This is a genomic window from Pyxidicoccus fallax, from assembly GCF_012933655.1.
GTDB lineage: Bacteria > Myxococcota > Myxococcia > Myxococcales > Myxococcaceae > Myxococcus > Myxococcus fallax.
On record NZ_JABBJJ010000004.1, the window covers coordinates 65,408 to 85,346 of the forward strand.

The 19,939-nt window shown below is 67.0% G+C and carries 18 protein-coding genes; 13 read left to right on the forward strand and 5 right to left on the reverse strand.

The genetic code is table 11. The features are described 5' to 3' along the window. Nucleotides 1-40: 40 nt before the first annotated feature. From HG543_RS01530 to HG543_RS01540, 3 genes are all read left to right on the forward strand, one after another. Nucleotides 41-643: a DUF4893 domain-containing protein gene (locus tag HG543_RS01530; RefSeq protein WP_169342823.1), complete on the forward strand. Its 603-nt coding sequence runs from the start codon at nt 41-43 to the stop codon at nt 641-643. Nucleotides 644-781: 138 nt separating this feature from the next. Continuing rightward, nucleotides 782-2,059, forward strand: coding sequence for a DUF418 domain-containing protein (locus tag HG543_RS01535; protein WP_500690497.1), 1,278 nt, complete (start codon nt 782-784; stop codon nt 2,057-2,059). A gap of 103 nt (nt 2,060-2,162) precedes the next feature. Next, the gene (locus HG543_RS01540; RefSeq protein ID WP_169342825.1) at nt 2,163-2,978 is read left to right on the forward strand and encodes an SIR2 family NAD-dependent protein deacylase; all 816 of its coding nucleotides are present in this window, start codon (nt 2,163-2,165) and stop codon (nt 2,976-2,978) included. A gap of 67 nt (nt 2,979-3,045) precedes the next feature. Here HG543_RS01540 and HG543_RS01545 read toward each other — a convergent pair whose 3' ends face one another. The 3 genes from HG543_RS01545 to HG543_RS01555 all read right to left on the reverse strand — a co-directional run bounded on the left by HG543_RS01545 (nt 3,046) and on the right by HG543_RS01555 (nt 5,660). Beyond that, nucleotides 3,046-4,185: an alpha/beta hydrolase gene (locus HG543_RS01545; RefSeq protein ID WP_246356680.1), complete on the reverse strand. Its 1,140-nt coding sequence runs from the start codon at nt 4,183-4,185 to the stop codon at nt 3,046-3,048. A gap of 149 nt (nt 4,186-4,334) precedes the next feature. Continuing rightward, nucleotides 4,335-5,255: a M57 family metalloprotease gene (locus tag HG543_RS01550; RefSeq protein ID WP_169342826.1), complete on the reverse strand. Its 921-nt coding sequence runs from the start codon at nt 5,253-5,255 to the stop codon at nt 4,335-4,337. 54 nt (nt 5,256-5,309) lie between these two features. Next, nucleotides 5,310-5,660 carry a hypothetical protein gene (locus HG543_RS01555; protein WP_169342827.1) on the reverse strand — a complete coding sequence of 117 codons (351 nt, stop codon included), beginning with the start codon at nt 5,658-5,660 and terminating at the stop codon, nt 5,310-5,312. Nucleotides 5,661-5,958: 298 nt separating this feature from the next. On the opposite strand from HG543_RS01555, the gene HG543_RS01560 reads away from it, so the two are divergent. Next, on the forward strand, nt 5,959-6,822 hold the full coding sequence (locus HG543_RS01560) for an acyl-CoA desaturase (protein WP_169342828.1): 864 nt from the start codon (nt 5,959-5,961) through the stop codon (nt 6,820-6,822). A gap of 320 nt (nt 6,823-7,142) precedes the next feature. Then, a complete protein-coding gene (locus tag HG543_RS01565) occupies nt 7,143-8,132 on the forward strand; it encodes an alpha/beta hydrolase (protein ID WP_169342829.1) in 990 nt (329 codons plus the stop codon). A gap of 97 nt (nt 8,133-8,229) precedes the next feature. Here HG543_RS01565 and HG543_RS01570 read toward each other — a convergent pair whose 3' ends face one another. Next, nucleotides 8,230-9,117, reverse strand: coding sequence for a hypothetical protein (locus HG543_RS01570; protein ID WP_169342830.1), 888 nt, complete (start codon nt 9,115-9,117; stop codon nt 8,230-8,232). 127 nt (nt 9,118-9,244) lie between these two features. On the opposite strand from HG543_RS01570, the gene HG543_RS01575 reads away from it, so the two are divergent. Then, nucleotides 9,245-11,176 (forward strand): MSCRAMM family protein, encoded by a 1,932-nt coding sequence (locus HG543_RS01575; protein ID WP_169342831.1) that lies wholly within the window; start codon nt 9,245-9,247, stop codon nt 11,174-11,176. A 62-nt stretch (nt 11,177-11,238) separates the two neighbouring features. On the opposite strand, the gene HG543_RS01580 is transcribed toward HG543_RS01575, so the two are convergent. Next, entirely contained in the window at nt 11,239-12,531 is a 1,293-nt protein-coding gene (locus HG543_RS01580) for an alkaline phosphatase D family protein (RefSeq protein ID WP_169342832.1), read from the reverse strand. Nucleotides 12,532-13,075: 544 nt separating this feature from the next. On the opposite strand from HG543_RS01580, the gene HG543_RS01585 reads away from it, so the two are divergent. From HG543_RS01585 to HG543_RS01615, 7 genes are all read left to right on the forward strand, one after another. Further along, on the forward strand, nt 13,076-14,104 hold the full coding sequence (locus HG543_RS01585) for a DUF2169 domain-containing protein (RefSeq protein ID WP_169342833.1): 1,029 nt from the start codon (nt 13,076-13,078) through the stop codon (nt 14,102-14,104). Beyond that, complete coding sequence (locus HG543_RS01590) at nt 14,101-15,198, forward strand: beta-ketoacyl synthase N-terminal-like domain-containing protein (protein WP_169342834.1); 1,098 nt, start codon at nt 14,101-14,103, stop codon at nt 15,196-15,198. The genes HG543_RS01585 and HG543_RS01590 overlap by 4 nt, the downstream gene beginning before the upstream one ends. Further along, nucleotides 15,195-15,671: a DUF4150 domain-containing protein gene (locus HG543_RS01595; RefSeq protein ID WP_169342835.1), complete on the forward strand. Its 477-nt coding sequence runs from the start codon at nt 15,195-15,197 to the stop codon at nt 15,669-15,671. The genes HG543_RS01590 and HG543_RS01595 overlap by 4 nt, the downstream gene beginning before the upstream one ends. Next, nucleotides 15,661-16,614 carry a hypothetical protein gene (locus tag HG543_RS01600; protein ID WP_169342836.1) on the forward strand — a complete coding sequence of 318 codons (954 nt, stop codon included), beginning with the start codon at nt 15,661-15,663 and terminating at the stop codon, nt 16,612-16,614. The genes HG543_RS01595 and HG543_RS01600 overlap by 11 nt, the downstream gene beginning before the upstream one ends. 12 nt (nt 16,615-16,626) lie before the next feature. Further along, nucleotides 16,627-17,406, forward strand: a complete 780-nt coding sequence (locus tag HG543_RS01605; protein ID WP_169342837.1) for an Imm49 family immunity protein — start codon at nt 16,627-16,629, stop codon at nt 17,404-17,406. Between the two features lie 84 nt (nt 17,407-17,490). Next, entirely contained in the window at nt 17,491-18,066 is a 576-nt protein-coding gene (locus HG543_RS01610; protein WP_343073246.1) for a putative immunity protein, read from the forward strand. Between the two features lie 117 nt (nt 18,067-18,183). Continuing rightward, nucleotides 18,184-19,929 (forward strand): bifunctional metallophosphatase/5'-nucleotidase, encoded by a 1,746-nt coding sequence (locus tag HG543_RS01615; RefSeq protein ID WP_169342838.1) that lies wholly within the window; start codon nt 18,184-18,186, stop codon nt 19,927-19,929. Nucleotides 19,930-19,939 lie beyond the last annotated feature (10 nt).

Below are 19,939 nucleotides of genomic sequence, written 5' to 3' on the forward strand. Positions count from 1 at the left end.
CCGGCGGGGAAGGTAGTGAGGCTTTCTCGGGAGATGTCGCATGAACCGACGAACCGCAATCCTTCTCATCCCCTTGTTTCTCGCCGGAGCGGCGCCGCTGGCCTGGGCCGGTGAGGCGTTGAACTGGCGCGGCGTGGCCTGGCCCGAGGACGTGACACGCGTCGAGGCCGCGGTCGACCGCGCGCGCGCCTTCAAGCCCGAACAGAATGACGATGCGAAGGCCTTCACCAGCGCACAGGAACTCCTGGCGCGTGCGTCCCAGCCCCGACCCCTGGGCGCCATCGAAGGGAACTGGCAGGTGCGCTCGATTCAGGTCGTCGCCCATGGGACCTACGCGTACCCGCGCTTCAAGGCCCGCATCGACCGCGATGGCGAGAACTTCCGCTTCGACAAACTCACCGGGTCGCAGCGGCGCGGTGGCACCCTCTTCCCGTTTGGCGATGGGCGCACCCTCGCGTTCCTCGGCGGCTCGCGGGTGAACGACGAGCCTCACGTCCCCTATAGCCGCATCGGGTCGGAGCAAGCTCCTTCGCGAGCCGAGTCGGACACCTCCGGACGTCTCGTCCGGATTGGTGCGAAGGAGCTGCTGCTGATCCTCGATGCCAGCGACGGGGGTTACGAGCTGTACCACCTGCGTCGCTAGGAACCTGGCTCCACCTCGGACCGGAGTGACGCGCGCTCGCGGGGAATACGGGCGAGCGGGCTCACGTTGCACACATCTTCTCCGCACATGACCCCAGCCCCTGCCGACGTCTCGGTCCCCAGCGCCGAAGCCCGTCCCGTGGATTCCAGCGAGCGACTGGCGCTCCTCGACACGCTGCGCGGCTTCGCCCTGTGCGGCGTGTTCATCTCCAATGTGATGGTGTGGTTCAGCGGCAGGGTGTTCCTGCCGCGAGAGCAGGTTCTCGCGGCGATGAACAACGCGTCGCTCGCCGACACCGTCACCTGGCACGCGTTCTCGGTGCTGGTGGCCGGGAAGTTCATCACCCTGTTCTCGTTCCTCTTCGGCCTCGGCTTCGCGGTGCAGATGGGCCGCGCCGAGGCGCGAGGGGCCTCCATCACGCCGCTCTATGTCCGGCGGCTGGGGGTGATGCTGGTGATGGGGCTCGCCCACCTGTTCCTCATCTGGTACGGCGACATCCTCAGCACGTACGCGGTGCTGGGCTTCGGCCTGCTCCTGTTCCGGGGGCGCTCGGACCGGACGCTGCTCAGCTACGCCCTGCTGTTCGCCCTGGGGTGGTCCATCGTCGGCGTGGTCATCTTCAAGTACCCACAGCTGATGGCGGACACGCCGGAGGCCGGCGCGGCCATCGCCAAGGCGGCCAGCGAGAAATCCGGGGCCATCCGGGCGCGGACGCTGGCGGCCTTCACGAGCGGGAGCTGGCTGGACGCGACGAAGGCGACCGGCGACTTCTTCTTCAGCGACTATCTGCCGATGCTCGTCGCCATCACGCTCTCGACGTTTGGCCGGTTCCTGCTGGGCCTGCTGGCGGGGCGGCGCCGCATCTTCCACGACGTGCCCCAGCACCTGCGGCTGTTCCGCCGGCTCCTCGGGTGGGGGCTCGTGGCCGGGGTGATTGGCAGCGGCAGCGGCCTGGTGCTGCAGCAGCTCATGCTGAAGAAGGTCTTCACCCCGGAGACGCTGCCGACGTGGGTGCCCTTCGTCACCGCGCCGCTGCGGCACCTGGGCGAGCTGGGTTTCGCGGCCGTCTACGTGTCCGGCTTCACGCTGCTCTTCCAGCGAGCCACCTGGCAGCGGGTGCTGGGCCTGCTGGCGCCGGTGGGGCGCATGGCGCTGACGAACTACCTGTCACAGTCCATCATCAGCGTGCTGTTCTTCTACGGGTACGGCCTGGGCTTCATCACGAAGGTGGGCCCCGCGGCGTGCGTGGCGTACTGCCTGGCCGTCTTCTCCGTCCAGGTGGTGTGGAGCCACCTGTGGCTGTCGAGGTTCCGCTTCGGCCCCGCGGAGTGGGTGTGGCGGTCGCTGACGTATGGAAAGGCCCAGCCGATGCGCCGTGATGACGCCTCGGGCCAGCGCACGACGGCGCCGGCCTGAGTCGCGTCGCGGGTCACCAGGTCATCGGGTTCACGAACCCCTGAGCCGTGGCGTTGTATGCTCGTGTCGGCTCCAGGCGTCCGGGGCTGGGAGGGGTGCGTCCATGACGACAGCGGCAACCTTCGAGGAGCTTCTCTCCGCGGTGCGGGGCCCGGCGGGCGCGAGGACGGTCATCGTCACCGGAGCCGGGGTGAGCCTGGCCAGCGGCATCCCGACCTTCCGCGGGCCGGACCCGGGCGCGGTCTGGGCGAACGACGTCACGGAGAAGGGGACCCGAGCCTACTTCAAGCGGGAGCCCCACGAGTCCTGGCTCTGGTACCTCAAGCGCTTCGAGCTGGCGCGCGGCGCGAAGCCGAACGACGCGCACCGGGCCCTCGTCGCATGGGAGCAGTGGCAGGCGCGCCACCAGCGCGGCTTCCTGCTCGTCACCCAGAACGTGGACACGCTTCACGAGCAGGCGGGAAGCCGCGCGCTGGTGAAGGTGCACGGCAGCCTGGACCAGGCCCGGTGCACGCGCCTGCACTGCAAGCAGGGCCCGCCGCGGGGCACGGTCCCCATGGCGGAGGTGGACTTCGGCCCGCTCTTCGCGGACCCGAGCCCGGAGACCGTGCCGCGCTGCTCCCTGTGCAAGAGCAAGCTCCGCCCGCACGTCCTCTGGTTCGACGAGCTCTACTCCGAGCACGACTCCTACCAGTTCGACCACGTGCTGCGGAGCGCGAAGCAGGCCACCCTGGTGGTGTTCATCGGGACGTCCTTCTCCGTCGGAGTCACGGACGCGGTGTTGATGCGAGCGATGCTGGCGGACGCCCACATCTACAGCATCGACCCGTCCGGCGTCAGTCACTCGCCGAAGATTCGCGTCGTGGCGGCCCAGGCGGAGTTGGTGCTGCCACCCCTCGTGGCGGCACTTTCCGACTGAGGTGAAAGACGAGCCTATGTCCCTTGGCTCCAGGAGCGCGTGGGAGCGATGGGAAGCGAGGGCGGCATCATCGCTCTTTGAGCGCACCGTCAGGCGCGACATCGCCGGCGCGCTCGGCAATCGGGCGGACATGACGGACGAGGGAGAGCAGCACCTTGCCCGGCTCCTCGGCCATCAGCTCGTGCGCCGACTGCTCGAACCAGACGAGCTGCTTCGACGGTGCCTTGACGCCCGCGAACCACTCGGCGGCGACCGTCGCCGAGACGTTGTAGTCGTGGCGTCCGAGGAACAGGACCAGCGGCGTCTTCAGCCGCTTCACCCGCGACAGGTCGACCGTCAGCACCGCGGTGAGGAGCTTCCCCACCGAGAGCTCCTCGGCCTTCCAGATCTGGCCCACGTCCTCGTCGGTGTACTCGGGCGACAGGGCCGCCGCCGCGGCCTCGAAGCTCGCGTCGGGACGCCGGTACACGGCACCCCCGAAGAAGTTGAGCCAGCGCCGCTGCAGCATGACGTCCTTCAGCGCAATGGGCGTCTTGCCCGTGGCATAGGGCGCGATGGAAGTGAGGTCACGGATGGCCTCTTCGTGCTTCGCCGCGCGAGCCTGCTGCATCGCCCAGGCCCAGCCGCGCCGCTCGCTCTCCATCGCGTCGATGCCCTGGCCGACGCCGATATAGGCATGGAGCCACTCGGGGTGCTTCTCCGCGAGGGTGAGCCCCAGGATGCTGCCCCAGCTGTGGCCGAGGACGAAAATCTTCTGCTTCCCGAAGGCCTTGCGCGCCCACTGGACGACCTCCTCGGCATCGGCGTGCATCTGCTCGACGGTGAGCGTCGGGGCGACGGTGGCCGGGTCGTTGGCGACGTACGTCTTGCCCGCGCCGCGCTGGTCCCACTGGATGACGGTGAAGAACTCGTCCCAGCCGTGGGCGACGTACCAGCTCGTCGGCATGGCCACCCAGCCGGGGCCGCCATGGAGCACGAGCAGCACGGGATTGCGCCGGTCGCGGCTCCGGACGGAGACCCATTGGTCGATGCCGCCGATGCGGACCTTCTCCGTGCGCTCCACGCCCCCGGGCGCCACGATTTTGCGGAGGTCCGCGATGACTTTGGTGGCCTCGGCCCGGCACTGCGGGCTTGGGGTCTCCTGCGCCTGGGCCCGGAGGCCCACCAGAAGCAGCGCCGCCATCGCCAGCCACGTTCCCTTGCGCATCACATCCTCCTGTTTCCGCGGTCCGCGCCCGGATACGGCGGAAGCCGGGGGCCATTGCATCGCCAGCTCAGAACCACGCGCCTGGCTGTGCAAAACAAAAACCCCGTGGCACCTTGCTGGCGCCACGGGGCTCTCTTGCCGAGGTGACTTCAGAGCTGGATGCTCGTCGCCGCCATCGTCAGCGCGGGCGCCAGCCCGTACAAACCAATGGCCCCGTTGTAGTCCAACTCGGTCTGCCGGTAACCCCCCGTGTCCATCGGCCGGCACTGGGGGTAGTGCATGACGGAGTTGACGTCGTACGAGTTCACGAGCCGCGTCCCCGTGTTGGTCTCGGTCGAGTTGCAGATCGCGGGCCTGCTGCCGAGTGCAATGTGGATGTGCTCGTGCCTGAAACCAAGCGCGTGACCCAGTTCGTGCCGGAGGATGCCTTCCAGGTCTCGTCCGCCCGCGGTCGTGGTGAAGGCGTCCGGCCCGACGAACAGGGTTCGGTCCGCACGCGCCCAGTCCGGGAAGAAGGCGTTGCCGAAGTAGCGCTCGCCCGTCGGCGCAGGCCGGACGTCGAAGACGACGTTCGCGTTGTTCGCGTCGCAGTTGGCGTCCTCTGACGGGACGTAGATGAAGCGAACCGCGACTCGATTGTTCCAGGAGTGCGCCGCCGCATCGAGCGCCGCCACGAGGGTTGCCTTCCGGGCCGCGGTGGTCGTGTCGAATGCGTTGCTGACGCAGTACGTGAGTTCGAAGCGCGCATTCTGTGGCCAGAGCACGTCGGCACCCAGGTTGTTCACGCCCACCGTGAGTGCTTGACCGCGCTGGTGCGCCCCATGGAAGGACTCGTAGTACTCCCGAAGCTCGGATTCGCCACGCAGCGGGATGTCGCCATCCACCACGTACACACCGCGGCTCGATGCCTCGCGGTGAGCCGAAGCCAGGAATTGCTCCCAGGTCGGAACGGCCTGCTGCGCGTCCGGCGGCGCTGTCACTTCCGCCGAGGCGGGGTCCTGCTCCTGTTCCATGCCGGATGAGCACGCACAGAGCGCGATGACCAACCCCACGGTCAAATGTCTCTTCATGTGAGAGATCCTTTGGTCCTCGCTGCTGCATCAAGCCAGGTTGTCACCGGCTTGTTAATGCATTCCAATTCGGATGACGCGCGGTGCCATCCCGCCAACGGACAGACATGCCGTATCCGAGACGAAGATCTCAACCGTCCTATTGGCCAGACGCGCCGCGGTTGCAATCGAGAGCATGGCTCTACCCACATCAGTGGTGATATCCAGCGCCACGACTCCTGTCCCACTGCAGGTGGTGTTGTCCGAGACTCCACCAGTCCAGCCGCCCACCGCGAAAAGGATCGCGACGCCATTCTCCTGGATGTCGATGCGTGCAAGTGTTCCCGTTCCGGGACCCTTGGCATGAGCCGCGGACGGGACGCCAACGAGAATAGATGCAACCAAAGATACAATGAGCTTTCGCATGTTTATTCCTTTCTCTTTCGGCGCGGACATAAACACTCCCTGAGAGTTCCTTCAAGCACATTGAGATTGCCGTTCGGCGGCCCAGAGCTACGGCCACAATGCACCCTCACGCAGGCACGGAGGAGACGAGCGAGGAGCTTGAGGCAGCAGCGGGGAAGGAGCGGATGAAGACGATTCTGGACCACGTGGGCTTGCCCACGGCCTGTCCTCTGTACACACCCTCTACCCGTGGATGGGTCAGGCACTGTAAGGTCCCCGGTCTCGCGTGGGGCGCTCCGAGCCCGACGGTGGAGGCATCATGCAGACGTCCAGCCTGGCCGCGAGACCCGTTCGGATGAACCCGCTCGTCGGGGTGACCCTGGTGGTCTACCACGGGCTGGCGCTCGCGGCGTTCGTGCTCCCGTGGCGCCTGGACTGGGTGCTCGCGGGCTTCGGCGTCTTCATGCTGGTCGGGCTGGGGACGACCCTGGGGCTCCACCGGAAGCTGACCCATCGCTCCTTCGATTGCCCCCGCTGGCTGGAGTACGCGCTGGTCACGGCCGCCATGCTGACCCTGCAGAGCAGCCCGCTCGAGTGGGTGGCGAACCACCGCATCCACCACGGGCACGCCGACAAGGAGCGGGATCCGCACACCCCGCGCAGGGGCTTCTGGTACAGCTACCTCGGTTGGGTGGTGGATGACTTGTCGACGGACCGGGAGGCCTACAAGACCTACTGCCGCGACCTCGCCCAGGACCGCTACTACCTCTGGCTCCTGCGATACCGGTACGTTCCGCACGGCATCCTCTTGGCGCTCGTCGTCGCGGTGTGGGGCTGGCAGGCGGTGCCGTGCGTGATGTACCTGCCGCTCAAGCTGTGGATGCACGCCCAGTACACGGTGAACTCGGTGTGCCACGGGAGCAGGCTCGGGTTCCGCTCGTACGACTCGCCCGATGAGAGCCGCAACGTGTGGTGGGTGGGGCTGTGGGCGCTGGGCGAGGGCTGGCACAACAACCACCACGCCCACCCCCGCTCGCCGATGCTCGGGCGCGGCCCGTGGCAGCTCGACGTGGGTGGACTGGTGCTGCTGCTGTTGTTCAAGCTGGGACTGGCCACTCCGCATCCCGCCGCGGTGACGGTGCCCGCGCTGGATGCTCCGGGCGAGGGTCCGGCGTCGCCGTAGGCCCGAAAGGTCCGCGGAGGTGCCGCGGGTGCCGCCGCTGCGCCCCGACGCGCTCGCGGCGGGAATCGAGTCCACGGCAAGGCGATAGAGAACCCCGAGCAGGACACGCCTCTGCCTCTGGAGGAGGCGTACTTCCAGCACGTGGGTCGGCTGATGCCAGGGCTGGAAGACGAGAGTGGGGCGGGGCCGCCCGGCGGGGTGTTGGCCTGCTCACCAAACGCACAACCCGTCCTATTGACACTGTGTAGTGGATTTGTAAGTTAAGCAGGCTAGTCGGGTTTTTATCGAGTAATCAATTCCATCACGCCGAAGAGGAACGAATGGACACTCTCTCGAAGCCACGGATGACTGTCTCCCGCCGGCACTTTCTGGCCGGTCTCGGTGCCACGGCGGGCGCTCTTGCTGGCGGTCTTGGCTCTCCGGGAACGGCCCAGGCCGCCGGTGATGGCTTCGGGCTGCGCATCGTCGATCGAAACGAGAACGGCGGTCGCCTGCAGTACTACCGCTTCGCCACCGACGAAATCGCGTGGGACCCGGCGGTCAACATCTTGCTTCCTGACGGGTACCATTACAGTGGCAAGCGGTATCCGGTCCTGTACCTGCTCCACGGTGGCAACGCGGATTTCCGCACCTTCCACCTGCAGGACAACATCATCAACCTCACGGCCGGGCGCGAAATCATCGTTGTCATGCCGGACGCCTCGACGGGCTGGTACTGCAATCCGGTGAGCACCAATTCCGGCCCCCGCAATTGGGAGACATTCCATATCGGCCAGTTGTTGCCCTGGGTGGAAGCGAACTTCCGCACCCATGCCGAGTACAACGGTCGAGCCGTCGCCGGGTTCTCCATGGGCGGATTCGGTGCCTTGAAGTACGCCGCCAAGTACTACGGTCACTTCTGCTCGGTCAGCTCGCATTCGGGTCCGGCAAGCCTTCGGCGCGACGCGGGCCTCGTCGTCCACTGGGCGAACGCCACGTCGGCGGCGCTGGACCTGGCTGGGGGGACCGTTTATGGCGTCCCCTTCTGGGACGAGGCGAGGGTGAGCGCCGACAATCCCATCCAGCGCATCCCGAGCTACCACAACAAGCGGATCTTCCTCGCGGCCGGCACGTCACCCGACCCCGTGAACTGGTTTGACACCGTCAACGAGACGCAGGTGCTCGCCGGACAGCGCGAGTTCCGCGGCGCACTCGGCCGGGCCGGTATTCCGCATGAGTGGCATGAAGTTCCGGGCGGGCACTACTTCCGCCACGAGCTGTTCGTCCAGGACCTCAACGGAATGCTGGGCCGGCTTCGCAGGGCGGCCTGACGCCGCGTGACGGTGGCAAGACCTGCTCGCGATGGATGCGCCGGGCGAGGGCCCGGCGTCGCCGTAGGTCTGAAAGGTCCGCGGAGGTGCCGCGACTTCAGGGCTCGATGGGATGGGCGAAGAAGTAGCGGGTCCCGAGCTTGAATCGCGCCGCACCTCCCGACCCCAGGAAGCCTTCCAGCACCGCCATGGCCGCCGGTCGCTGGAGCCTCCCATCCGCGTAGAAGCCGGAGCAGTCGATGCCAGTAAAGGCCTCGAAACACATGCGCTCCCATTCCATCCTAGAATCGCTTTCCGCGCCTGAGCGGATGCGTTCGTACAGACGCACGACCAGGGCTCGAAGGTCGAGCAGCCTTCCGGCTGTGACGGGTTGAGCGGGAGACGCGAGCCCCTGGGCGACCCTGGCCGTCACCGCGCGCACTTTCTCGACGTAGCCAGCTCGATCCAGAACGGTCCGGTATTCAGTGAACGGCTCCGGGTAGTCCGGGTCAGGGACTTCGTGCTCTTCGGGGCCGTCATCGACCTCTCCGTGTCCCTCTTCGAGCAGGGCCGAGAGGCAGTGCTCGATATGCCGCCGCGCGTCTCGATCGGTCGCCGCCTCGTGGAGCTGAAGCAGAGGTTCCACGGCGCGAAGGCTGCAACCGTTCAGCATCATGTCCGAGATGTACCACTGGACGCCGGGATTCGCGGGTGCGGACAGGAATCGCTTCGCCGTGTCGAAGATGAGCGACGGGTGTCCCGCGAAGCCGAGCAGTTGGACACACGCGTTCCAGACCAACGCCTCATCGTCGCGGGCCATCATATCCGGGAGGACCTCGACGGCGCCGAGGTCACCCTGACGTGCCCTCGCCAGCACGCATCCCAGCACCGTCCACGGGTCGCTGCTGGCCAGATTGCTCGATGCCGCCAGACTTGCCGGTGGAGCCATTGAGAACTGAAAGCCATGGCCCAGCTGGAGGAAGGTCTTTTGGAGATACGGCTTCACGGGCTCTCTCTTTGCCGGGCACCTTCTCATCCTCCAGAAAAGAATCGAAAATCAAATCCTTGGATGCCTGCGGGGCACGCGCCCTCCAAGGGGTATGTCGACACGCTCCGAGAAGGAGGCTCTTCCGATGCGGTACAGGCTCGTCGCGGGAGGAGCCTTGCTCCTGCTGCTGGCGCTCCTCCTGGCCATCGCGTCCGGCGGCAGGGAGGGGCGAAGGGCCTCCGTGACGACACGGGCCGCGGGCACGGGCCCGGACTCCTCCACGGCGGCCCTGGAGGCCCACGAGAGCGCCGTGCTGCGCGGATGGGTTCAGGATGCACGGGGCCTGCCCGTGGCGGCCCAGGTGCTCGCCTTCGAGGCCGCGCCCCCCCTGACGCGGGAGGGCCTGGAGCGGCACATGGTCGCGGAAGCACCGGAGACGCCTCCGCTGGCCACCGCCACCACGGGCCCGGACGGAGCCTTCCTGCTGCGGGTCCCCGAGGGGCGCTACCACCTGCTGGCCGAGAGGGGAGGGCAGCCCGCCGCGCTCGCCCTGGACGTGCGGCCGGGCCCCTCCGAGGTGCGCCTGGTGGTGGCGGACGGTGAGCGCCTGACGGGGCAGGTGGTGAGCGTGGCGGGTGGCGTGGCCCGGGCCCGCGTCACCGTGGTGAGCCTGGCGCCCGCGCTGCGCCTGCGGGAGGTGGAGAGCGACGAGACGGGCGCCTTCGAGGTGGAGGGGCTGTTCCCCCAGGAGCGCTACGGCGTGTGGGCTCGCGCGGCGGGCCATGGCCCGCGCGGGGTGCTCGTTCCCGCGTCCCGGCCCGTCACCGTGATGCTGCCCTGCGCGCTGCGCCTGGAGGGCAGGGTGCTGGAGCGCGGAGTCGCCGCGCCAGGAGCCCGGGTGAGGCCTCGCGGGGGTGGGCCGGAGGCCCGGGCCGACAGCGCCGGCCGCTTCGTGTTGGAGGACATCGACTGCAGCGGGCGCACCGAGCTGCTCGCCGAGAGCACCACGGGCGTGGGCGAGTTGGCCATCGAGCCCCTGAGCGAGGACACCTCGGGGCTCGACATCCCGCTGGAGACGGCGGGCGGGCTCCGCGTCCGGGTGGTGGAGGCGCGCTCGGGCCGGCTGCTCGAGGGCGCGAGCCTCCAGTCCCCGGCCGCGCCGGAGGTCGTCTGGCGCGAGGAGGACGTGGGGCATTTCCGGGCCGCGCCGCTGATGCCGGGCCCCCATGCCGTCCTCGTCCGAGCACCGGGCCATGGCGCCGTGCAGCGGGTCCTCGAGGTGGGCGCGGGCCCCGACACGCAAGTCGAGGTCGAGCTGCCACCGGAGAGCGTGCTCGCGGGCCGCGTCCTCGGACCCGAGGGGCTGGGGATGGAGGGCGCGCGCATCCACCTCGTGGGGGCCGGGCGGAGCGGAGCGGAGGAGGTGCTCACGGGCGCGGACGGACGCTTCGAGGTGCGTGGGCTCACGGAGGACACGTACGAGCTGCGCGTCGAGCGTCAGGGATATCTCCCCGTGACGAGAGAGCTCCGGCTGCCACGCGCCGGGCCGCTGGAGCTCTCCCTGGCGCCCGCGGCGGCGGTGGCGGTGAAGGTGCTCGGCGCGCGCGGGGAGCCCGTGGAGGACGCGGCCGTGTCCCTTTCCCGAGTGGGCGAGACGGTGCGGGAGGAAGGCACGGACACCCGGGGTGGCGTCCACTTCGGGGGGCTCGTTCCGGGCAGCTACCTCGCGAGGGCGCGCGCCCAGGGCTACCTCCCGTCCGAGCCCGTCCCGGTGGAGGCGTGGGACGAGGAGGCCGCGCCCGTCACGCTGGTCCTGCGAGAGGGCCTCGCGCTGTCCGGCCGCGTCCGGGACGCGCGGGGCGCGCCGGTGGGCGAGGCGGAAGTCGTCCTCATGGGAGTCGGAATGAGCGTGAGCAGCACGCGCACGGATGCCCAGGGTCGCTTCACCCTGTCGGGCCTCGCGCCAGGACGCGGCCAGCTCCGGGTGGAGAAGCTCGGCCACCCGCTGCGGGAGGCGGAGGTGGAGGTGCCCGCGTCGAACCTGGAGCTGGTGCTGGAGAGCCCCCGCTCCGAGTGAGCCCCAGCGAAGAAGCTCCTCCCGGGGAAGCCCTGGGAGGAGCCGGAGGAGTCGGGCCGTCCTCAGTTCTGCAGCTGCGAGCGCCGGAGGGTCTTCGTGGTGACGGTGACGCCCGCTCCCGTGATGCTCGAGCGCTTCTCGGGGTTCTGGATGACCTTGAGCGTGACGGTGGGGTCCGCCAGCGTGGTGTTGAACTCCATGATGCCGAAGCTCCACTCGGCGGGCGTGCTGGGCGAGCCGATTCCGGAGGAGATGAGCTCATACAGGGGATAGCCCCCCGCGGGGGTCCGGTCGGTGAGCAGGCTCCGGTGGATGTCACCCGTCACGAAGAGCACGCCTCCAATCTTGTTGTCGGCGATGAAGTCGAAGAGCGCCTGCTTCTGGGTTCCCCAGCAGGCGTTGCCCAGGGTGGAGCCATTCACAATCACCTTGAAGGTGGCATTGGAGGCCTTCAGCTCGGTCTTCAGCCAGGTGAACTGGGTGGCGCCGTACATCTGCGGCGTATGTCCCGCGGGCGGGTTCTTCGGGCAGTCGCGGCCCCAGCGGTCATCCATCATGAAGAACTGCACGCCACCCCAGTTGAACGTGTGGTTGATGCCGTCGCCCGCGAACGGGGGGTGGGGATAGAGGTCCGCGTACGCCTCGCGGGCCACGGCCTTCTGGGCGAAGGTGCCATCCTCGTCGTTCGGGCCGTAGTCGTGGTCATCCCAGACGGCGAACGTCGGGAAGGCGCGGAAGACGTTGGCGAACTCCGGCACGGCGCGCTGCTGGAAGTACTTGAACCAGTAGTGGTCCTTCGACGGAGGGTTCTCCGTCGTGTACATGTTGTCACCGATGAGCAGCTGGATGTTGGGCTCTCCCGTGTTGAGCTGCTCGTGCATGATGTTCCACGACGGCTGACTCGGCGCATTCGCGCCGTTCATGCAGGACGCGACGCCGACCTTGAAGCGCGCCGGCCCCGCGGGCTCGGTCTTGAAGTAGAAGCCGCCGCGCTCGCCCGTGAAGCCCGCGGCGAAGATTCCATAGTGGTAGCGGGTGTTGGACTTCAGTCCGTCGAGGGCGCCCTTCCAGGAGCGGAAGCCCCCTCCGGTTCCCGCCGACGTCATCTGCACCGTGGCCACCCAGCACGTCTCGCAGGCGTCCGCCTCCCGGGCGCGCAGGGTCAGCGTCTCACCGGCGGCATCCCCGAAGGACTCCGAGGTGCCCACCCAGATGCTGGCGCCGGTCGTCCAGGCACGGCCCACGAAGGGGACGCGCACGAGCGGGGCGGCGTAGGCATGCGCGACACTGGGGACCACCAGGCCGATGGCGACGAACATCCCCAGCAGCACGCCGGGTACGGAACTCCGTGTCATTGTCTTCTCCTCTGGCACCGCCAGGCGTGCCGTCTCGAAGGGAGGTCTTCTCCCGCTCAAGAGAGGGTCCACACCCGCCTGCCGTCTTGAAAAAAGAGAGGTGCTTCAGCTCCTCACCCGGTTCTCCGGTGGAGCCGAGCTCGGCTCCACGAGGTCCTGGATGAGCCGGAGCGCGGTGCGCTCTGGGGTGGCCCGAAGCGCTGCAGCCCGCTGCGCGGGCCGAGAGGGGAGTCCCAGGTGCTCCAGAATGGCGCTCACCCCAGCGGATGCCGTCAGAGACGCCAGCACCCTCCTGTGACCTCCACAGCGTCTGCCTCGCGTGCGGCATCTGGAGTCAACCCGCCGGCATCCGCTCGCCTCTCAAGTGGACCCGCCTCTCGCCTCATGTGAGGAGGTGCTCACCGTCAATGCGGCGGTAGGCGGGATGGTAGGAATGATGACGACGTGGTGAAATCGCTAATAGACTCTGATTCTTCACGACCTGTTGTTGTCAGGGTCAACGGGTAGGGAGGGACCTCACATGACCCGGCCAATGGCAGGGTTGGTGCGCAAGGGCTTCGTCAACCTGACTCCCTTTGCCGCCGACATGTTCCTCTTGCAGGACGAGCACGGTGCGGACGTGCTGACGCTGGTCGTCAAAGCCACATTCGTTCTCCATGCCAGCGGAGTCGTGGAACCTCTCCAGCCCCCGCCTCCAGTCAATCCGGAGCCCGCCTTCCATGGCACACCTGGCTCATCCAGCTTGAAGTACGAGTCGGAAGCAGTCTTCACCAAGACGGCCACGGATGTTGTGTTGCTGGGGCATGCCCACTCGCCCGGAGGCCGTGCAACGGAGGTCACGGTCTCCTTGAGGATCGGCTCCCTGACGAAGCGAGTGCTCGTTCTGGGAAGCCGGGTGTGGTCCCGTATTCTCGGTTCCGCGACCATCAGCCCCCCACTTCCCTTTGAACGAATTCCCCTGACATACGAGCGGGCATATGGAGGGTGGGATCGCAGCAATCCAGACTTGCCGGAGGCGGATTTGCGCAACCCCGTGGGCACCGGCTTCATTGCTCGTCCCTCCCAGGGCAGGTACGACGGACTGCGACTGCCCAACCTCGAGGACCCTCAGCACCGCATCCGCCATCCTTCCGACAAACCTCCTCCCGCCGGCTTCGGCTTCATCGCATCGCACTGGCAGCCTCGGCTTCAGCTGGCTGGCAGTTACGATCAAGCATGGAAGGAGGAGCGTTTCCCGCTCCTGCCCAGGGACTTCGACCTCCGCCACCTCAACGCAGCCCCCACCGACCAGCAGGTCCCTGGCTTCCTCTCAGGTGGGGAACCCGTCGAGATACTCAACGCCTCCGTCAGAGGCCCGCTCCGGTTCAAACTGCCCACGTACCGCCTGGAAGGCGTCGTCATGCTACACTCATACCGCCGCCACGCGCTCCCCATGCCTCTGGACACGGTGGTCATCGACACAGACGAGGCGCGCCTGGTCATGGTGTGGCGCTGCTCGGTGCCCATCCACAGGCAGATCCACGAGGTGGTATGGGTCAAGGTACAGCAGCTCGGGGGAGGTCCAATCCCATGAGGGGAGAGCACCAGGAAGAGGCCGTGCCTCTCACGGGTATCGGCATGATGACCTCGGTGGGCTTTGGCGCCTATCCGGCATGCGCCGCCCTCCGAGCGGGTATTGTCCGGATGGTCGAACTGGACGCCTCTCAGAAGGCGGCTGGCCATCCCGATTGGAAGCCACCTCTCGTCGGCAGCCCCATGAAGGGGCTCACGGATGGGTATTTCGGGCTGGGGCGATGGACTCGAATGGCCGTGGATGCGCTCCGCGATTTGATGGTCAATGCGAGACTGAGCGGAGCAGAACTCGAGCAGAGCGGCATCTTCCTGGGCCTGCCCGCTGGAACGTGGAGCAGCTCACCGGAGCGTCACCAGCAGTTCGCCACGCGCATCGCCCAGTGGCTCCAGTTGCCAGGACTGCAGAGTTGCATCCGCTTCTACCCCGAGGGCCATGCGTCCGCCCTCAAGGCATTGCAAGAGGCCGTCGCGCAGATACATCAGGGTAGACTCACGCGAGCGGTCATCGGAGGCGTTGACTCGCTGGTGGACCAGGAAAGACTGGCCTCGCTCCTTACCGGGGGCAGGCTCAAGACAGATGAGAACCCCGTGGGCCTGATTCCTGGAGAGGCCTCTGCATTCTTCCTGGTGGAGTCACCACGGCATGCACGACGCAGGAAGGCCGAAGTGCTTGCCTGGCTGGAGGCTGCCAGAATCGCCCATGAGCCCGTTTCTCCAGCGTCGAAGCAGCCCTGCAATGGCCTGGGTCTGGGTCAGGCCGTCTCCGCGACCCTCACTGGACTGGCGGACCATGGCGCGGCCACGGGGCTCATCATCTGTGACCTGAACGGAGAACTCTACCGGGCGGAGGAGTTTTCCAAGATGGCGCCCCGGTCGCTGCACCGTCTCCAGCAATCCTGGCGCCTGTGGCATCCGGCCGATTGCATCGGGGATACCGGTGCTGCCTCCGCCGCCATTTCCGTGTGCGTCGGGGCCAGGGCGCTCGCCCGCGGCTACGCACGGACCGACGGCGTCCTCGTTTGTGCATCGTCGGATGAGGGCTTGAGGGGCTCGATGTACCTGCGCAGTGCCAGAAAGGAGGCGGTTCGCTCATGAGCACCAAGGTGGGTGTCAACAAGCTGACCATCGTTCACAAGGATTCCTCGGGTACCAGCATCGCCTTCCCGGATGTATGCCTGACACCGGGCCCTCCCTCCCCCGTTCCGGTTCCCTATCCCAACATTGCCAAGTCCAGCGACACGGACAAAGGCACCAAGAGCGTGACCTGCGATGGGAATCCTGTGTGCGTCAAGGGCTCGAACTTCAAGACGAGCACGGGAGACGAAGCAGGCACGAACAAGGGCGTTGCCTCGGGGAAGATCCAGGGCAAGGCGGAGTTCATCAACTACTCGTTCGATGTCAAATTCGAAGGCAAGAACGTGGCTCGCGCCTTCGACATGATGCTGCACAATGACAAGAACACTCCACCGGCTCCACTCCTACAACCCCCACTGGTGGCCATGGGCCAGTCCGCAAGCCTTGACCCGGAAGAGGTGAAACTCAAGGTGGAGTGGAAAGATGGCAATTAATCCCGAGACGGCGAAGCATGCGGTGTTTATCGTCGACTATGAGAAGTGGACCAGTTCCGGGGCCAGGGAACACCGGATCGTACGCCTGGGCCACAACGCGACCTGGGCAAAACTGGCCGAGAAGAGCCGCCTTGAACCCTCCTGGAACAGCATCCCGGAGGGGAAGTCCAAGGGCAAAAAGCCTTTCCCGACCGAGGAAACCCCCGTCAACAGCGGAACGGGCTCAATGGAGCTCAAATGGAAGGTCTGGGATGACGCCAACAAGCTGACCAACAACGAGGTCGAACTCTACTCGGTCATGCGGGCTGAAAAGCGATACATTGACGAGGGCTTCAAGAAGCTTGGCTCGAAATACGTGCAGACGCTGACCCGGGGTAGCGCCAGCATTGATGTCGAGAATTGCGGCGTCGACAGCTTCTTCTGGCACGAGGGCAAGCAGACTTGCGTCTTCTGCGAATCCAAGTTCACCAGAAGCCCAGCCAAATTCGAGAGCTGGAAGGCGGACAAGCGGCGCGTCTGGCAGCTCATGGGGCGCTACAAAACCGGGGATGGCAATCGCTGCCGACAGATGAGCTGGTCCTGGATCCGGGACCGCGCCAGGAAGGCCTTGCTGAGACCCGTGGGTCTCGCGGGGCTCTCCACTGACCAGAAGGCATCTGGCGTCGAGCAGTGCGTGCGGATGCTGCAAGCTGCGAACGACAGGCGTGGAAAACGCATGGTCAACATCTTCGGTGCGGCTGAGGTCCCCGTCTACCCAGGCATCTACCTGGTCGTCCTGGGGGAGGCGGGAGCCCCCTCCGTCAACGAGCTCCCTGTCGAGTGGCCATTTCCAATGGATGACAAGGAGTTCATCGAGCTGGGAGAGGACTTCGACAACTGGTTGCAGTCACAGTCCTCTCATGACGCAGAGCCAGCTCCTTCCTCCATCATCCTTCCTACCTGAGACCTCCATTCCATGGTAACGCAAGAACTGCTCAGCGACTCGCTTCTGAGCATCAACGCCACCATTCGCATCTTCCTCAAGGAGAACATCACCCGCCCCTACTCAGCCTGTAGGAATCTCGGCGGTTCGCTCTGGTGTCTGGTGGACATGTATCGCAGTCGCGCCATCATCCGCTTTCTCCTGGAGGCGGATGTGGAGGGATTCTTCGAGGATCTCCACCGGGAGGCGCTGACGTATCTCACCCTTCTCAAGGCCTACCACCAGGGATTCAACGTGGACAGAGAGCTCGTCAATGCCGAAACGGCGGGTCCCTTGCTGTGTGCCATGGCAGCAGGGAACTTCAAGCTCGCCCACGAAATCCACACCCTCATGCCCAGGCAACTGGACGACCCCGACGGGTTGGAGTTCTTCACCTATACGAGCATGCTTCGCGCGCTGGCGGCCGGCACGGAACAGGACATCGCCACGGCCTTCCAGTCCTTCCAGGACGCCTGCACCGGCAAGTTCGGATTCGACGGCAAGATTGCCATCATTGGAACTCTGGTGCACAGGGACGCAGCGGCCTTCAACCAGGCCCTGCTCGAGTACCTGCAATCATTCGAGGAACTCTCCCCCGAGGAGCAAGAGGAACTGTCCCCAGGGGCTGAGAGCATCGATATCCTGGCGCTGGCACTCGTGAATGTGGCTCGGCGCCGCGACGTGCCGCTGACCGTCGCTCACCGGATGCTGCCGCCGGAGCTGCTCGAGCCCCGCATCCGAATCCCCCAAGAGGGCTACCCGGCCTGGCCATGAGGAAGACGCTTGAGTGGCCGACCCACTGAGAATTGATGCCTTGCCACGCTGTGCGAGGGCACGGCGCGACACGAGGTCCCCGTCGTGCCTCCCATCACCGCCCCCGTCGCGCCGCCGAGGAGGCCGGGCGAGTATCTGTCCATGCCGATCCTGCCGAAAGAGCGAGACCCCCGTTTCATCACGATTCGTCGTGGCGGGAGCCTGACGGACGAGGACCACCACCTGCTCGCGGAGTGGGCCGCGCTCTGCGCGGAGCACGTCCTGCCCTTCTTCGAGCACGCGCGCCCCGGGGACGCGCGCCCCCGTGAAGCCATCGCCGTGGGACGGGCGTGGATCCGGGGTGAGGTGCGGATGCGTGACGCCCACCGGACCGCGTTCGTGGCCAACGCCGCGGCGCGTGGGTTGCCCGACCCGGCGAAATTCGCTGCGCTCGCGGCAGGCCAGGCGGTGGCCGTCGCCCACGTCGCAGCGCACTACCTGGGCGCGGCGGCGTACGCCATCCGGGCCGCCGCCGCGTCGGTCGCAGTGGGTGACGCGGAAGGGGCCCGGCTGCGGGAGCTCAGATGGCAGCGGGAACGCATCCCCGCCACCCTCCGTGAGTTGGTCCTCGAAGACCAGCGGGCGCGGAACGACATCTGCTGGGGCGTCTTCACCGGGTGACGCAGGTCCGAGAAGCCGGCAGGCCGTGACTGGCACGGAGTCTGCCCGGACCCCTCATTCCGATATTTCTCCGGCCGAGATGGTACCGGCGCCGGGGTTTCTGCATCATCTGCGCCCATGAAAAACCCCAGTACCCCCATTCCAGGTCCGCGGAGCCGTCGCCGCGCCTTCACGTTCCTCGGAGCGCTCTTCACCAGTGTCGCGCTCCTGGCCCAGCCCGGCTGCGACGACGAGGAGCCCGAGCCCCAGCCCCAGCCCCAGCCGCCGGAGCCGGTTCGCGTCCAGGTCCTGGCCTTCAACGACTTTCACGGCAACCTGGAGGCTCCGACGGGCAGCAATGGCCGCATCCGCGTGCCCGCCACGGATGGCGGCACCGCCGTGGATGTGAACGCGGGTGGCGCGGCCTACCTGTCCCACCACATCCAGGCGCTGCGGCAGGAGAACCCGCAGAACACGGTGGTCGTCTCCGCGGGAGACCTCATCGGCGCCTCGCCGCTGGCCTCCGGCATCTTCCATGACGAGCCCACCATCGAAGTGATGAACCTGATGGGGCTGGACATCAACTCGGTGGGCAACCACGAGTTCGACGAAGGCTTCACCGAGCTGCTGCGCATGCAGACCGGCGGCTGCCACCCGGTGGACGGGTGCCAGGCGAACCCGACCTTCCCCGGCGCGAACTTCACGTTCCTCTCGGCCAACGTGTTCACCGACGTGGCCACCCGGAAGACGCTGCTCCCCGCCTACGACATCCGCGAGTTCCAGGGGGTGAAGGTCGCCTTCATCGGCATGACGCTGGAGGGCACCCCGCTCATCGTCAACCCCACGGGCGTGGCGGGCCTCACCTTCCAGGACGAGGCGGACACGGTCAATGCCCTCGTCCCCGAGCTGAAGCAGCAGGGCGTGGAGGCCATCGTGGTGGTCATCCACGAGGGCGGCCTGCCGACGGGCTCCTTCGATGAGTGCCCCGGCATCTCCGGGCCCATCAAGGACCTCGCCGAGCGGTTCGACGATGAGGTGGACGTGATTGCCTCCGGCCACACCCACCAGGCGTACAACTGCATCATCGACGGCAAGCGCGTCACCAGCGCGGCCAGCAACGGGCGCCTGCTCACCGACATCGACATCGTGCTGGACCCGACCACGCGTGACGTGGTGGAGACGACCGCTCGCAACGTCATCGTCACGCGCGACACCCCGCATACCCTGGTGGCGGACTTCGTGCAGGCCACCATCGGCAAGGTCGCGCCCCTCCGGGACAAGGTCATCGGCCTGACCGAGAGCGGGCTGGCGGCCCCGGTGCGGCCCCTCCCGGCGGGGACCTCGGGCGAGTCCACGCTGGGCAACGTCGTGGCGGACGCGATGCTCGCGGCCACGCGCAGCGAGCAGACGGGCGGGGCCGTCATCGCCATGCAGAACCCGGGCGGCGTGCGCGCGGACATCAACGCGGGAGACATCACCTTCGGCGAGGTCTTCGCCGTTCAGCCCTTCGCCAACAACATGGTGACGCTGACGCTCACCGGCGCGCAGATTGATACGTTGCTGGAGCAGCAGTTCCAGCCGTCCGGCACGTCCATCCTCCAGGTGTCGCAGGGCTTCGCCTTCAGCTGGAGCGCGTCGGCGCCGAGGGGAAGCAAGGTGGACCCGGCGTCCATCACCCTCAACGGCACGCCCTTGAACCCGGCGGCGAACTACCGCGTCACCGTGAACAACTTCATGGCTGGTGGAGGTGACGGTCTCGCGGTGCTCACCGAGGGGAGGGACCCGCGCACGGGCCCCATCGACCTCGACGTGCTCGAGGCCTACACGCGCGCCAACAACCCGCTGGTGACGCCGCAGCTGGGCCGCATCACCCTGCTTCCGTAACGCGAGGCGG